General features: G+C 65.3%; 10 protein-coding genes. 4 read left to right on the top strand and 6 right to left on the bottom strand.

Annotation, left to right across the window (positions count from 1 at the left end; genetic code table 11):
- Nucleotides 1-4: 4 nt before the first annotated feature.
- Genes FJV43_RS07690 through FJV43_RS07680 form a run of 3 tightly spaced genes read left to right on the top strand, consistent with a single transcriptional unit; the run spans nt 5 to nt 4,501 of the window.
- Nucleotides 5-1,705 (top strand): hydrogenase maturation protein, encoded by a 1,701-nt coding sequence (locus FJV43_RS07690; RefSeq protein WP_239625885.1) that lies wholly within the window; start codon nt 5-7, stop codon nt 1,703-1,705.
- Nucleotides 1,702-3,159: a sigma-54 dependent transcriptional regulator gene (locus FJV43_RS07685; protein WP_239625883.1), complete on the top strand. Its 1,458-nt coding sequence runs from the start codon at nt 1,702-1,704 to the stop codon at nt 3,157-3,159. Before FJV43_RS07690 ends, FJV43_RS07685 begins: the two co-directional genes overlap by 4 nt.
- Nucleotides 3,134-4,501, top strand: coding sequence for an ATP-binding protein (locus tag FJV43_RS07680; RefSeq protein WP_239625881.1), 1,368 nt, complete (start codon nt 3,134-3,136; stop codon nt 4,499-4,501). Before FJV43_RS07685 ends, FJV43_RS07680 begins: the two co-directional genes overlap by 26 nt.
- Nucleotides 4,502-4,585: 84 nt before the next feature.
- Here the strand turns inward: FJV43_RS07680 and FJV43_RS07675 are convergent, their stop codons facing one another.
- The 6 genes from FJV43_RS07675 to FJV43_RS07650 form a co-directional block, all read right to left on the bottom strand.
- A complete protein-coding gene (locus tag FJV43_RS07675; RefSeq protein WP_239625879.1) occupies nt 4,586-5,902 on the bottom strand; it encodes an ATP-binding protein in 1,317 nt (438 codons plus the stop codon).
- Nucleotides 5,899-6,612 (bottom strand): response regulator, encoded by a 714-nt coding sequence (locus FJV43_RS07670; RefSeq protein ID WP_239625877.1) that lies wholly within the window; start codon nt 6,610-6,612, stop codon nt 5,899-5,901. Before FJV43_RS07670 ends, FJV43_RS07675 begins: the two co-directional genes overlap by 4 nt.
- 91 nt (nt 6,613-6,703) lie before the next feature.
- Nucleotides 6,704-8,665, bottom strand: a complete 1,962-nt coding sequence (locus FJV43_RS07665) for a MacB family efflux pump subunit (protein WP_239625875.1) — start codon at nt 8,663-8,665, stop codon at nt 6,704-6,706.
- Between the two features lies 1 nt (nt 8,666).
- Nucleotides 8,667-9,899 carry an efflux RND transporter periplasmic adaptor subunit gene (locus FJV43_RS07660; protein ID WP_239625873.1) on the bottom strand — a complete coding sequence of 411 codons (1,233 nt, stop codon included), beginning with the start codon at nt 9,897-9,899 and terminating at the stop codon, nt 8,667-8,669.
- A complete protein-coding gene (locus tag FJV43_RS07655; RefSeq protein WP_239625871.1) occupies nt 9,896-11,443 on the bottom strand; it encodes an efflux transporter outer membrane subunit in 1,548 nt (515 codons plus the stop codon). The genes FJV43_RS07660 and FJV43_RS07655 overlap by 4 nt, the downstream gene beginning before the upstream one ends.
- Before the next feature lie 1,160 nt (nt 11,444-12,603).
- Nucleotides 12,604-12,972, bottom strand: coding sequence for a hypothetical protein (locus tag FJV43_RS07650; RefSeq protein ID WP_239625869.1), 369 nt, complete (start codon nt 12,970-12,972; stop codon nt 12,604-12,606).
- A gap of 293 nt (nt 12,973-13,265) precedes the next feature.
- On the opposite strand from FJV43_RS07650, the gene bamA reads away from it, so the two are divergent.
- Nucleotides 13,266-15,779, top strand: coding sequence for an outer membrane protein assembly factor BamA (gene bamA, locus FJV43_RS07645; RefSeq protein ID WP_239625866.1), 2,514 nt, complete (start codon nt 13,266-13,268; stop codon nt 15,777-15,779).
- Nucleotides 15,780-15,881 lie beyond the last annotated feature (102 nt).

Below are 15,881 nucleotides of genomic sequence, written 5' to 3'. Positions count from 1 at the left end.
CATCATGCGCATTCTGCTCCTGTCGCATTCCTTCAATAGCCTGACGCAGCGGCTCCATGTCGAGCTCAGGGAGCGAGGCCACGATGTCGCGGTAGAGCTCGACATCCATGCCGAGGTCACGCGCGAGAGCGTGGCGCTGCATCGGCCGGACCTTGTGATCGCGCCGTTCCTGAAGCGGGCAATTCCCGATGACGTCTGGCGCGGCGTGCGTTGTCTGGTCGTTCATCCCGGTCCGCCCGGCGACCGCGGTCCGGCGGCGCTCGACTGGGCGATTCTGGATGGAGCAGGCGAGTGGGGCGTCACGGTCTTGCAGGCGGATGGCGAGTTCGATGCCGGTCCGGTCTGGGCGTTCCGCAGCTTCCCGATGCGGCGCGCAGCCAAGTCCAGCATCTACCGCAACGAGGTGACCTGCTGCGCGGTCGCGGCGGTGCTCGAGGCGGTCGCGGCGATCGAATCCGGATGGCCTGCCCCGCAGCCGATGGACGCGGACGACCCGCGCATTCGCGTGCGCGGGCCTTGCCGCCGGGCGGACCGGGCGATCGACTGGCAGCACGACACCACCGCGACCGTGCTGCGCAAGATCGACAGCGCCGACGGCATGCCGGGCCTGGTCGACAGCCTGTTCTTCCAGGAGGTCAGGCTGTTCGATGCGCATGAGGCGCACGGCATCTCCGGCGTGCCCGGCACCGTCGTCGCGCAATGCGACGGCGCGCTGGCGCGCGCCACGGTCGATGGTGCGGTCTGGATCGGGCATGTCAGGAAGCTCGCTCCGAAGAGCCTGAAGCTGCCGGCCGCGAAAGTCTTCGCCGCCGAGGCGGCGCAACTGCCGCGCCGGCCCGGCTGCGGCTACGCCCCGATCCGGTATCGCGAGCATGGCGAGGTCGGCGAGCTCGCGTTCTCCTTCTACAACGGCGCCATGGCGACTGCCGATTGCGAGGCCCTGCTCGAGGCCTATCGCGCGGCGCTGGCGCGCCCGACCAGGGTGCTGCTCCTGACCGGTGGCCGGGACTATTGGTCGAACGGCATTCATCTTGCAGAAATTGAGGCGGCCGACAGCCCCGCGGATGAGTCCTGGCGCAACATCAATGCGATCGACGATCTTGCCCGCGCGATCATCGAGACCACCGACCGCCTGGTCGTCTCGGTCATTCGCGGCAACGCGGGTGCGGGCGGCGTCTTCCTGAGTCTCGCCGCCGACGAGGTCTGGGCGAGCGACCAGATCGTCCTCAATCCGCATTACAAGGACATGGGCAATCTTTACGGCTCGGAATACTGGACCTATCTGCTGCCGCGCCGTGCGGGCGCCGCGAACGCGACCCGGATCACGCAATGCCGGCTCCCGATGGGTGTGGCGGAGGCCCGGCGTCTCGGCATCGTCGATCGCGTGCTGTCGGGCGAGGCGCTCGCCGATGCAAGCCTCGTGGAGTTCGGCGCTGCCATGGCGTCGGATGCCGGCTTTGCCTCGCGCCTCGCCGCCAAGCGGCAGCGGCGCGCCGCCGACGAGGCCGAGAAGCCCCTGCAATCCTACCGCGACGAGGAGCTGCGGCGGATGAAGCTGAATTTCTACGGCTTCGATCCGAGCTACCACGTCGCGCGCTACAATTTCATCCACAAGGTGCCGAAGTCGCGCACGCCGCTGACCATCGCTGGTCACCGTATCAGGCGTGCGCCAGATCGGCCTGTCGGCATGGCGGTGCCATCGTGAGCATTCAGGGAACCATTCTCGTCATCGACGACGAGGTCCGTTCGCAGGAAGCGCTGCGGCGCGTGCTCAGGGAGGATTTCGAGGTGCTCTGCGTCGGCAATGCGACCGATGCGGAGAAGCTGCTGGAGGGCGAGATCGTCCACGCGATCCTCTGCGACCAGCGGATGCCGCACGAATCCGGCGTGAGCTTCCTGAAGCGCGTCCGCGAGCTCTGGCCGGATCCGGTGCGGATGATCATCTCCGGCTATTCGGAGTCCGAGGACATCATCGCAGGATTGAACGAGGCCGGCATCTATCAATACATCACCAAGCCCTGGCAGCCGGACCAGCTGGTCGAAACCGTCAAGGAGGCGGTTCAGCTCTATCGGCTGCAGAAGGAGACCGAGACCGCCGGCGTCGACGTCAAGGCGACCTCGGGGCACATCAAGAAGGTCGTCTCGGTCAAGCGCGGCGTGGCCAAGCAGCTCTACGATTTCGACCGTATCGTGCATTCGACGGAAAGCCCGATGCACGCCGTGATCGAGCTCGGCAGGCGCGCCGCCGACTACGATATCTCGGTTCTGATCACCGGCGAGTCCGGCACCGGCAAGGAGCTTCTGGCCCGAGCGATCCATTACGGCTCGGCGCGGGCCAACAAGGCGTTCGTGGTCGAGAACTGCGGCGCGCTGCCGGACGAGCTCCTGGAAAGCGAGCTGTTCGGTTGCAAGAAGGGCGCCTTCACCGGCGCCTACCAGGATCGCATCGGCCTGTTCGAGGTCGCCGATGGCGGCACGATCTTCCTCGACGAGATCGGCGAGACCTCGCCGGCGTTCCAGGTCAAGCTGCTGCGTGTGCTGCAGGAGAGCGAGATACGGCCGCTCGGCGCGCAGCGCGTGCGCAAGGTCGACGTTCGCGTGGTGGCGGCGACCAATCGCGACCTGGAGGCGGAGGTCGAGGCCGGTCGCTTCCGGCGCGACCTGTACTACCGCCTCGCCGCATTCCCGGTGCACATGCCGGCGCTGCGCGAGCGCCCGATGGACATCCCGCTGATTGCGGAGGGCGTGCTGTCGGCGGTCAAGAGTTCCTTCAACCGGCCGAATCTGCGCTTTGCGCGTTCGGCGCTGGATGAATTCGGCAAATATCACTGGCCGGGCAACGTACGCGAGCTCCAGAACGAGATCCAGCGCATGGTCGTGCTCGCCGACCGGGACGAGCTGCGCGCGCCGCCGCTGCTTGGCCGCCGCAACGGGAGGCGTTCCGCGCCGCTGCCGACCCACGGCAAACTGAACGGATCGGCCTCGCTGAAAGACAAGGTGGAGGATCTCGAGAAGTCGGTTATCATGAACTGCCTGGAGAGGAACGACGGAAACATCAGTCGTGTCGCCAGCGAGCTGGGTCTCTCGCGGGTAGGGCTCAGGAACAAGCTGACCAGGTATGATCTGAGAAAAAATGCCAAAGGCGACGCATTCTCCTGAAGCGAGTGAGGCGGATTCACTGCTCAAGCTGGTCACCAGCGGCGGTGCGATCGAGTTCGACCGCGAGCGCGAAGGCGCCTGGATCGAAGTCATCCGCAAGATGGACGAGGTTTATTCGGACCTGTTGCGCTATGAGGTCGACCTCGAGCACAAGAACGCGGAGCTGGAGGAGGCGCAGGCCTTCGTCACCAACGTCATCGAATCGGTCTCGGACATCCTGATCGTCTGCGACGCCAAGGGAATGGTGCAGCAGGTCAATTCCGCGTTCCAGCATGCGCTCGGCCGCAGCGTCGGGGACGTGGTCGGCAGGAACATTGCCGACGTCATCGATGGCGCCGACGGCGCCAAGCTGCTGCCGCTGTTGAAGCCGCGCGGCACGCCGGACGTCGTCGACGGTGAATTGCGGTTCGCGACCGACGACGGCAGCACCGATCTGTTCGCAATCAATAGCTCGCCGCGCCACGATCATCGCGGCCGCTTTATCGGCGTGGTGCTGACGGGGCGGCCGATCGGCGAGCTGCGCCGCGCCTATGAGGCGCTGCACAAGGCCCATCACGAATTGCAGCGCGCCCAGCGGCAACTGGTCGAGCAGGAGAAGATGGCGAGCCTCGGCCGTCTCGTCGCCGGCGTCGCGCACGAGCTGAACAATCCGATCAGCTTCGTCTACGGTAACATCCACACCTTGATCCGCTACCGCGCGGCCATCGTCGCCTATCTCGACGCGATCCACGGCAAGGGTCGGGTGAGCGACCTCGCCGCACTGAAGAAGAGCCTGCGCATCGACGAGGTCATGGAGGATTTCGGCCCGCTGATCGAGGGCACCATGGAGGGGGCGGTCCGGATCAGCGAGATCGTGAAGAATCTGCGCCGACTCTCCTTCAGCAAGCTCGGCGAGGTCGAGCGTGTCAATATCGAGCGTTTGATCAACACCGCAGTGATGTGGGCCGTCCGCACCAAGCAGGTGCGGATCGACCTGCAGATGGAGCTCGAGCCGGAACTCTGGATCTCCGGCAACGAAGGACAGTTGCACCAGGTCATCGTCAATCTCGTCGAGAACGCGATCGACGCGATGCGCGGCACCGAGTTGCCGCGGCTGGTCGTTTCGGCGGCGCGCAAGGGCAACGAGATCCTGTTCCGGATTTCGGACAACGGTCCGGGAATCGACAAGGATCACATCAGCCACATCTTCGAGCCGTTCTTCACGACCAAGCGAGTCGGCGAGGGCACGGGGCTCGGCCTCTGGATCAGTTACGGCATTGTGCGCGAGCACGGCGGCGAGCTTCTCGCCGCGAATGATCCGGACGGCGGCGCGACGTTCTCTTTTGCTTTGCCGGCAGCGTAGACCGGCGCCGCCAACCGCCTTCCTCCCAGAGGCGCGGGAATCCAAGACTAGCGCGGAGAGTTCCCCTGATGCGGATCGGCAGCTTCAGGCGTGGCTACGGTCTTCATTGGAAAGCAGCAGGCGAACGCGAAGACCCCTCGGTTCATTGTCGAGCAGCAGCAGCCTTCCGCCATGCGCGGTCACGATCGCCTGCGTGATCGAGAGGCCGAGGCCAAATCCCGCCGTTTCGTCCATGGTGCGGGCTTCCTCTCCTCGCACGAAGGGTTCCAGCATCGCCGCCTTCCTCTCATCGGGTATTCCAGGGCCGTCGTCGACGACGTCGATGACGATCTGGTTTCCGGAGATGAGGAGCTCGACGCCGACTTCGGTTCCGAAGCGTGTGGCGTTCTCGACCAGGTTTGTGACCGCGCGGATGATCTCGTCCGGCCGGACGATGAATGCGGCTCTGTCCGGACCAAGATAGTGCACCGCGTAGCCGCTATCGGAGAACTGGTCGCAAACCATCTGGAGCAGCGCGGCAACGTCGACCAGTGTCGGTCTGGCAGCGCTTTCACTGCGCAGCAGCGAGAGCACCGACTCCAGCATCGACTGCATCTGATCGAGGTCGCGTACGGTCTGGGTGCGCTGTGCCGGATCCTCGATGTATTCCGAGCGTAGCCGCAGGCGCGTGATCGGGGTGCGCAGGTCGTGGCTGATGGCGGCCAGCATTCGAGTTCTATCGTTCATCAGTGCGGTGACGCGCTCGCGCATCCGGTTGAGCGCTCTCGCCGCGGATCTGATTTCCTCCGGGCCGTTTTCAGGCAACGGCTCGGACGAGCGATTCAAGCTGAAGTCCTCCGCTGCGCGCGCGAAGGCCGACAGGGGCGAACTGAGCGCGCGGCCGGCCCAGACGCCGAGCAGCGTCACGCTTGCCACCAGGAACAGGAGCGTGCTCGTCCAGAGGCCGCTCACGAAGGCAGGCATCTTGAATGTCCCGATCGTCGCCTCGAGCACGTCGCCGTTTGCCAGATAGAACCAGAGGCGATTGTCTTCCGGTGTGGGACCGCGAATGAGATCGACCGGGCCTTCAATAGTCGAGGGGGTGGCCATGCGCGTCCGCTCCGGCAATGGAGCGGTGGAGGCGGAAACATCCTTTCTCAATTGCAGCTTCAGCGCCGGAAAGGTACGGCTGACGTTCTCGAGAACGACATCTCGCTGTTCCTGCGGCGTATTGACGATGATCCTCACAACCAGCTCGAACTGCTCCAAGGGGCTGTCCGTCAGAACGTTCGGCCGGTTGAGCAGAAAATATCCGGCAATCAGCAAATGGATCAGGATCAATGATCCCAGAACCAGGGCCGCGATCTGGCCGCTGATTCGCCTGAAGCTGAACAGCGCGACGATGTCGGCGGCGCGTCTCATGCTTCCTCCACCACCGGCGTGAAGATGTAGCCGCCGGTGCGGACGGTCTTGATCACGGACGTGTCTTGGGTGCGGTCGAGCTTGCGGCGCAACCGGCTGACCAGCACGTCGATGCTGCGGCCGAAGCTGCCGCCGGGCCGGCCGCGCGTCACGCTCAGGAGATTGTCGCGGGTGAGGATGCGTCCGGCCCGTTCGCAGAAAGCCTGCAGCAGATCGAACTCGGCGCTGGTCAGCGGCACCTGCGCGCCCTCGGGGTCGCGCAATTCCCGCAAACGAAGATCGATGATCCAGCCCAGGAATTTCAGGCGTGTCGCCGCGCCGCCGGCGGCACGGCCGCTCGCCTGGCGGCGCAGCACAGCGTTGATCCTGGCGAGAAGCTCGCGCGGGTTGAACGGCTTCGGCAGATAGTCGTCTGCCCCCATCTCGAGACCGAGGATCCGGTCGAGATCCTCGCCCTTCGCGGTGAGGATGATGATCGGCGTCATGGATTCCATGCGCACGCGGCGGCAGAGGCTCAGACCGTCCTCGCCCGGCAGCATCAGGTCGAGCACGATCAGGTCCACCCGGTTCTGCGAGAGATGCCGGTCCATCTCCCTGCCGTTCGTGACCAGGTGAACCTCGAACGAATGCTCGCGCAGATAGCGCGCGATGAGGTCGCGGGTCTGGCGGTCATCCTCGACGATCAGGATGTTCTGCGTGCCGTTGGTCATGTTTGAGATCGCATCGGGGTTGCCGATCGTTGATCGATTTGCGGACGATTGTCTCGCCCGAAGAACTACGGTCATGTCTGCAATCCTACGGTCAGTCACGGCTCAACGCCACCACGGGATCCAGGAAGGCGGCGCGGCGGGCGGGGAAGAAACCGAAGGCCACCCCGATCCCGGTCGAGGTCAGGAATGCCGCGCCGATCGAGAACGTCGAATAGCTGACCTCAAAGCCGGGCACGGCAAGGTTGATGGCAAGGCCGAGCAGCATCGCGACGAGAATGCCGGCGATGCCGCCGATCGACGAAATCAGGGTCGCCTCCACCAGGAACTGCTGGAGGATGTCGCTGCGCCTGGCGCCGACCGCCATGCGCACGCCGATCTCGCTGATCCGTTCCGACACGGAGACCAGCATGATGTTCATGACGCCGATGCCGCCGACGACCAGCGAGATCACCGCGATCGCCGCCACCAGGAACGCCAGCGTCTGCGTCGTGCTGGTGATGGTGCGGCGGATGTCGTCGGTATTGAGGATGACGAAATCCCTGGTATTGTGCCGCTTCGTCAAGAGCGTGGTGACCGCATCCTGAGCCAGCGTGGTCGAGATCTCGTCGCTGATCCGGAGCAGGATGCTGCGAAGCGAGCGGTCGCCCGTGAATTGCGCCTGCACGGTGGTGTAGGGAAGATAGACCGAGAGGTTCTGGTTCGAGCCGAAGCCGCCCTGCTGCTGGGCGATGACGCCGACGATGCGGCAGGGCACCTTGCCGAGCCAGATGACGCGGCCGATCCCCGAGGTCTGGTCGTCGGCGAAGAAGGTCTTGCGGGTGTTGTCGTCGATGACGGCTTGCCGCTCGATGTTGCGCACCGCGTCGGAGTCGAACAGGCGGCCTTTCGCCAGCTTGGCGCCCTTGACCTGGAAATAGCTCTCGCCGACGCCGTTCACGAGCACGTTGGACTCGCTGCCGCGATAGCGCACCGTCGTGCTGGTCGACACCGTCGGGGTGACACCGGCAATGAATTCCTGCCGGCCGAGCGCGCGGGCATCGTCCAGCACGAGGGTCTTGATCTTGCCGGCGCGCGCGTCACCAAAATCCTTGCCCGGAAACACCTCGATCGTGTTGGTGCCGAGATTCGAGATGTCCGACAGCACCTTGCGCTGTGAGGCGTTGCCGAGCGCAACCACGGAGGACACTGCCGCGATGCCGATGATGATTCCGAGCATGGTCAGGAAGGCGCGCAGCCGGTGCGCGGCCATCGCCACCAGCGCCATCCGCGTGGCTTCCCGCAGGCGCCGCAGCGCGCCGGGCCAGCCGGGGCTGCTATCCGATGCGGCACGAGCCGCCGCAACAGGCGGCGCCGATGCGCCCGCGGTCTCGGTGCGGCGATCGGAAACGATCCTGCCGTCGCGCAGCTCGATGATGCGCTCGGCCCGCGCGGCGACGTCGGCATCGTGGGTAACGATGATGATCGTCCGTCCCTCGCCGTGCAGCTCCTTCAGGATCTTCAGGACCTCCTCGCCGCTGCGCCGGTCGAGCGCGCCGGTCGGCTCGTCCGCCAGGATGACTTCGGCGCCGTTGATCAGCGCCCGTGCGATCGAGACGCGCTGCTGCTGGCCGCCCGATAGCTGGTTCGGGCGGTGGCCGCGCCGGTCGTCCACGGCAAGCCTTGCGAGCAGCTGCTCTGCGCGCGTGCGGCGCTCCCGGGCTTTCATCCCGGCATAGATCGCCGGGATCTCGACGTTCTCGGCCGCGGAGAGGTCGCCGAGCAAATGATAGCGCTGGAAGATGAAGCCGAAATGCTCGCGCCGCAGTGCCGCCAGCTCGTCTGCGTCGAGTTCGGAGGCGTTCTTGCCGGCGACGCGATAGGTGCCGGAGGTCGGGCGGTCGAGGCAGCCAAGGATGTTGAGCAGCGTCGATTTGCCCGATCCGGACGAGCCGATGATCGCCACCATCTCGCCGGGCTGGATGCTCAGCGACAAATCGTCGAGCGCAACCACGCGCGTGTCGCCGGCCGAGAATTCCCGCCTGACGTTCTCGAGAGCGATGATCGGATCGGCCATCTCAGGGACCTCCCGGCGGGCCGCCGGGTATGCTGCGCGATGCGGTCTGCTCGCTGGCTTCTCCGGTGACGACCCGGTCGCCCTCATCGAGGCCGGACCTGATCTCGACCGTGGTGCGGTCATTGAGGCCGGTCTTGACCTCGCGCTCGCGCACGTCACCCGACGCATCGAGGGTGCGGACGGTGCTGCGGCCGTCGGATTTCCGCATCAGCGCGAGCGCGGGGATGACCTTCACGCGCTTGGCCTCACCGGTGATGATGTGCACCTCGGCGGTCATGTAGGTCCGCAGCGAAAGGTCCTTGTTGGGGACGTTGAAGACGCCGATGTAGTAGATGGCGGTGCTGGTGGAGCTCGATGAACTCGAACTCGTGCTCGAACTCGACGTGGTGGTCGAGGAGAAGCTGGCGTCGCTCTTGATCGATTCGGGCGCCGGCTCGATCTGTTCCAGCCTGGACTCGTAGCGATGGTCCTGGTCGCCGAGGATGGTGAAATACAGCGCCTGGCCCGGCTTGACCTTGACGATGTCGGCCTCGGAGATCTCCGCCCGCACCGTCATGGTCTCGAGCTGGCCGAGCACGACGATGGTCGGGGCGGACTGTACCGCGTTGACCGTCTGTCCCTCCTGCACCACGGTGGCGAGCACCGTGCCGTCGATGGGCGCGGTGATCCTGGTGTAGTCGAGGTTGACCCGCGCCGTCTCGACGCTGGCTTCGGCTCCCACGATCAGAGCTTCGAGCGCGGTAATCTGGGCGCGGGTCTGCCGCACCGTCGAATCCGCGCTGTCGAAATCGCTGCGCGAGGTGGCACGCTGCGCCAGTGTCGCCTGCTGCCGCGCGAGGTTGGCTTCCGCCAGCACCAACGCGGCTTCCTTCTCGAGTTTCTGAGCGCGGTAGTTCTTGAGCGAAGCTTCCGAACTGCGCAGATCGTTCTGCTTGGTGACGGGGTCGATCTGGGCGATGACGTCGCCGGCCTTGACCGTGTCGCCGACGCGGACATTGAGGGCGGTGATCCGGCCCGACACCTGCGCGCCGACGGCAGTCAGGCGTGCCGGCTTGAGCGTGCCGCTGGCGAGCACCTCCTCGCGCAGATCGCTGACGGTGACCGGCGCGGTGATATAGGACTGTGCCTTGCTCGACGTCGCCGGAAAGCGCATGGCGGCCACCACCCCGGTCGCCACGACGGCAACCACCGCGGCGGCAATCTTCACGCGCTTGGCGGTGATGATATCAGTCACTTCACCGTCTCCCGGAAGTGTGGTCCTGTATTGGTGTCCACGATGATCGGCGTCGATGTGTCGACCGGATCGGACCAGCCGCCGCCGAGCGCCTTCGCGAGCGAAATGTAATCCTTGGCCGCGGACACCTTGCTCTGGATCAGCGAATCCTCAGCCGAGTAGAGAGAGCGTTCGGCGTCCAGCACGTCGATGAAGCTGGCGCTGCCGGTCTCGAACAGCGATCGCGACAGCCGGGCGGCCTCGCGATAGTTCTTTGCTGCCTCGGCCAGCTTGACCCCGCGAACGCGCTCCTGCGAAATCGACACCAGCGCGTTCTCGACGTCTTCAAAGGCGGTGAGCAGGGTCGAATGGAACGTCGCGAACGCCTGGTCGCGTTGTGCTTCGGCGATCTTGACGGTCGCCAGGCGCTTGCCCGCGTCGAACACCGGCACCGTGACCGAGGGGCCCACCGACCAGCTCACGTTGGAATATTTTGCGAGATCGCCGGCGCGCAGCGCAGAGGTGCCGACCGAGCCGGTCAGCGACACCGCAGGATAGCGGTCGGCCTCGGCCGCGCCGATCTTGGCGGTAGCCTGGGCGAGCTTGCGCTCGGCGCTGGCGACGTCGGGGCGGCTCATGAGGAGATCGGCGGGCAGGCCCGTGGGCAGCGGCATGCGCGGTGCAGGCACGGGCGCGGACCGTGCCATCAGCGAAGCGACGCCGTCAGGCGGTCGTCCGAGCAGGATGCCGAGCCGGTGAATGTCGGCCGCGAGCGCCGCCTGATAGGTCGGAACGTTCGCCTCCGTGCTCGCCGCTTGTGCGGTCGCCTTGGCGAGATCGACGGCGTTGCCGCTGCCGGCCTCGTATTTGCTGCGGGTAAGCTTTTCGGTGTCGCGCTGCGAGACCGATGTTCGCTGCGCCAGCGCGATCCGCGCCTGGTAGCCGCGCGCCTCCACGTAATAGGCGGCAACGTCGCCGATCAGCGTGACGAGGCTGTCGCGCAGATCCTCCTCGGCCGATTGCTGCCCACGCACCGCTGCCTCGATGCTCCGTTGCGTGCCGCCGAACAGGTCGAGCTCCCAGCTCGAATCGAAGCTCGCCTGGTGCAGCGCGTAGGGCGCTGTGTCGACGACGGCCGAGGCGGAGCCCGCGCTGGTCTTGTTGTTGGTCACCGAGGCCGAGCCGCTGACGGAGGGAAACAGGCCGGCGCCGGTCTGTTGCACCGTTGCGCGCGCCTCGCGCACGACCGCCTTGGCCTTGGCGACATCGGGGTTGGCATCGACCGCCTGTTCGATCAGCTGGTTGAGCAGGGGGTCGCGCAGCCGCAGCCACCAGCGATCCAGCGTGCCGGCTTGCCGCCGGGACGTGGGTCGCACGCTCCAGTGCGACGGCATGTCCAGCCCGGGCGGCCCGGCATAATCCGGCCCGACGGCGCAGCCAGCCAATGTGGCACCCAGCATCAGCGCGACGCAGGCCGATCCGGCGCGCGACAGGCCGGCGCGCAGTGGGGGCGGCGTCGGGTGATGGTTCTCCTCTGTGGATGGCGTGAGAACTGCGGCGAACAAGTGTGACGGCATCAAATCGGTTGAGATCCATGGGCCTTGCCGCGGGACGTGCGGTGCCCATGGCCTTCGGAAGGGTACGACGAACAGGGCCCACTAGCCGCGCGATCGTGGCCTTTCGGCAGCCGGAATGTTGCTGGATGTAAACAGATGTTGCGGGGCATCTCGGGCCCGCCGCACGGTGCCTGCCGGGCCGGACATCGACCCTGTTTTGCCGCTGCGTCAAGCCCTCCTTGCAAAAACATTCCGCTTTACCGAAATTCGGATTTGACGCATGTGTCGCCCATCCCGGCTCATTCTTGAGGGGCGATCGTGTGGTCGTCATTGTCGCGAGCCGGGCTTGCGGTGGACGCGGCAGCGTCGTGCACGAGAGGTGAAGGCAGGGCGGATTGCTCTCCGTGAGCCCGAAACTGCGTGCGGACGAGCGGCGCTGCTAGGCTTCGTCGTGCCAGCATTTCGGCGGCAAAGTGCACAACGCCGTCGAACCCTGTGGCGCCAACGAACCGCGCGTACGGCAAAACCGTGTGGTCCTGGCCGTCGTTGCTACGGTCAAGCTCTTGCGGAGGCGGCAGTCGCGTCAACCGGCGCGGCGCCGGTGGATTTCGCGAGAGTGAGGGAGGCCAGAACGAACTCGGCTCCCGGGAGAGCACGGCATAAGCCGTCCGACCATCGCGCAGGGAAGGCCGTGTGTTGGGCTTCACCTGTATGCTGCTGTGCGGTTTTCTGCGTGTGCTCTATGCGCAGCAGACCGCGGGTGCCGCCGGCACTCGGCCTTCCCTGCGCCCTCTTGGCTCGAGAGGGTGGAACGACGAAGCAAAGCTCGGGCGGAATGAGCTGCGAGGATGCGAAGCCGTGTCTGCGATACAACATGCGTGTTGGAAGAGCGGCACCGCCGCCTCATTCTCTCATTGCGAGCGCAGCGAAGCAATCCAGAATCCCTCCGCGGTGACAGCCTGGATTGCTTCGCTGCGCTCGCAATGACGACGTCGACAGAGCGTGCGCCATACTCCATTCTCGTGCCCCGGACGCAGCGCAGCGCTCCTTCAGCGGTGCGCTGCAGAGCCGGGGTCCACGTCGCCGCGCCGTGCCGCCTGGCCCTGGGTCCCGGCTCTGCGCCGCAACGCATGCGCGTTGCGGCTTGTCCGGGACACCAGAGCGCCGGATCACCACGAAATCGGAATCCTCTGTGCAAATCCGCCCAGGTCCGAATCCGGGCTCAGCGGTTGACGGTCGAGCGGCCGGTTGTTGTTCCCGCGTGCGAACGAGGTGCCGGGCGGCAAGGCGTAGTCGGTGAACTTACGCTCCCCGGGAAGCACTTCGGTCCCGCCATCCAGCCACGACCGCTTGCTCACATAGATGCGCGTATGCGGGCCGGACTGGTAGGATCGATTGGGCCCGTGCGGACCATACTCATAGACGATATCATGCGTCGCTTGCTGTCGATCGCGCTTGCGCGTGGCTGCGGCATGAGCGGTGAGGGTCGAGGTGAGGAGGACGACCAGCACCGTTCTGGTCATGACAAGCGCGTTCATCGGCAAATGCCCCGTGCGAATTCCTGATGCCGTCGCCTCTCGCACCGACTTCAGAGGCTGTAAAGAATTCAGGCGTTGCGGGATGTTGCTGCGCGCTTGCCTGGTCGGCCCGTACGAGACCGTCCGCACGTCGGCCGCTGGCCGCGGAAGGCTCGCGCGGTCGTCAGGGCGCCGTATTCGCGCGGCCGACCCGCCAATCAATTTCAACGACCGGAAACAGTACAGCAATCTCAAAGCCACATCGCGGCCACAGCCGTTTCGTTTCAGAGCAAGAGGTGCTCTTGAGGTGTGGAATGTCGGTGTTGCGGGGCTTGCTGATCGCGGTGGCGATGAGTGGTGTATCGATTGCGAGTTCAATTCCCGTCGTGCTGTTGCCGCAGCCGGCGGCTGCACAGAGCGTGGAGACGATCGTGGTCGAAGGCAATCGCCGCGTGGCGGCCGAGACGGTCCGCTCGTATTTCAAACCCGGCCCCGGCGGTCGCCTCGATCAATCCGCCCTCGATGACGGACTCAAGGCGTTGATCGGGACAGGCCTGTTCCAGGACGTGAAGATCAGTCAGTCCGGCGGCCGCCTCGTGGTGTCCGTGGTGGAAAATGCCGTGATCGGCCGCGTTGCCTTCGAGGGCAACAAGAAGATCAAGGACGAGCAGCTCTCGGCCGAGATCCAGACCAAGCCGCGCGGGACCTTCTCGCGGGCGCTGGTACAATCCGACACGCTGCGCATCGCCGAGATCTATCGCCGGTCCGGCCGCTACGACGTGCGCGTCACGCCTGAGATCATCGAGCAGCCTAGCAATCGCGTCGATCTCATCTTCACGATCGAGGAGGGCGCCAAGACCCCGGTCAAGTCCGTCGAGTTCATCGGCAACAGCGCCTTCTCGGCCTCGCGACTGCGCGACATCATCAAGACGCATGAAAGCAATCTGCTCAGCTTTCTCGGCAGCAACGACATCTATGATCCAGACCGCGTCGAGGCCGACCGCGACCTGATCCGCCGCTTCTACCTCAAGAACGGCTTCGCCGACGTCCAGGTCGTCGCCGCGCTCACCGAATACGATCCCGAGAAGAAGGGTTTTCTCGTCACCTTCAAGATCGAGGAGGGCGCGCAGTATCGTGTCGGCGCGGTCGACTTCCGCTCGAGCATTCCGAACTTCGATCCAACCTCGATGCGCGTCTATTCGCGCGTCCATGTCGGTTCGCTCTACAACGTCGAATCGGTCGAGAAGTCGACCGAAGACATGCAGATCGAGGCCTCGCGCCGCGGCTATGCCTTTGCCCTGGTCCGTCCCGGCGGCGACCGCAATTTCGAGGCGCGCACCGTCTCCGTCGTGTTCAGCGTCGACGAGGGCCCGCGCACCTATATCGAGCGCATCAACCTGCGCGGTAACACCCGCACGCGCGATTACGTGATCCGCCGCGAATTCGATCTCTCGGAGGGGGACGCCTACAACCGCGCGCTGGTCGACCGTGCCGAGCGGCGGCTGAAGAACCTCGACTATTTCAAGAGCGTGAAGATCACGGCCGAGCCGGGCTCGTCGAGCGACCGCGTCATCCTGATCGTGGACATGGAAGAGAAATCGACCGGCGACTTCTCGATCTCGGGCGGCTACTCCACCACCGACGGTGCGCTGGCCGAGGTGTCGGTCTCCGAGCGCAACCTGCTCGGCAAAGGGCTCTACGGCAAGGCGACCGTCAGCTACGGCCAGTATTCGCGCGGCATATCGCTGTCCTTCGTCGAGCCCTATCTGCTCGACTACCGGCTGGCGCTCGGATTCGACACCTATTGGCGCCAGCAATTGGCGAACAGCTACACGAGCTACGGCGTGACGACGCTGGGCTTTTCTCCGCGCCTGGGCTTTGCGTTGCGCGAGGACCTATCACTCCAGCTCCGCTATTCGCTCTATCAGCAGAGCATCACGCTCGCCAGCGCCTACAACAATTGCAACAACAACGCATCGAACACGTCGCTGGCCTTCAATCCGACGCCGGCCTACATCAGGAGCGTTCTGGGCGGCGTGGACCCGACCAATTCCACGGATTCGGGCGTTTACGGATACGGCTGCTATGGCGACGGTGAGTCGAGTCTGCCGGTCCGGAGAGAGCTGGCGAACGGCGCGACCTGGACGTCGGCGCTCGGCTACACGCTGAACTACAACACGCTCGACAACACGAAGAATCCCACGGACGGGTTGCTGGTCGACTTCAAGCAGGATTTCGCGGGTGTCGGCGGTGACGTCACCTATCTGAAGACGGCGTTGGATACCAAATACTACACGGCGCTCGTGTCCGACATCGTCAGCGTGATCCATCTCCAGGGCGGTCTCCTGAGCAAGCTCGGCAACCAGGACCTGCGCATGCTGGATCACTTCCAGATGGGGCCGAACCTCGTGCGCGGCTTCGCGTCCAACGGTATCGGTCCGCGCGACATCACCTATTGGAGCCTGGGCTCGAGCGGGGATGCCCTTGGCGGCACGAAATACTGGGGCGCGTCGATGGAGTTGCAGATGCCGTTCTGGTTCCTGCCCAAGGAAGTCGGCCTGAAGGGCGCGGTCTACGCCGATGCCGGATCGCTCTGGGGCTACCAGGGGCCGACCTCCTGGTCGGCCACGGGCGAGGTCAACACCAAGGCCTGCCCGACCTGCGGACTGCAATACGACGACGGCAATCTGGTGCGGTCGTCCGTCGGCGTCGGTCTGATCTGGGCCTCGCCGTTCGGGCCACTGCGCTTCGACTACGCCGTTCCGCTGACGAAAGGCAAATACGATACGGTTCAGGAGTTCAGGTTTGGGGGCGGCACTTCGTTCTAGTTGGGCGCCCGCCGCCGTGCGCGGCGGCGGCCTTGCCGTGCGGGGGGCGCTGGACGATGCGATCGCGGTGCCGGAGCAGCGCCGGGCGCTCTCGGTCGCCTC

The sequence above is a fragment of the Bradyrhizobium sp. I71 genome, from assembly GCF_022354745.1.
Taxonomy (GTDB): Bacteria; Pseudomonadota; Alphaproteobacteria; order Rhizobiales; family Xanthobacteraceae; genus Bradyrhizobium; species Bradyrhizobium liaoningense.
Note: the sequence above shows the minus strand (reverse complement) of the source record. Positions and strands in the feature narration are given on the sequence as shown.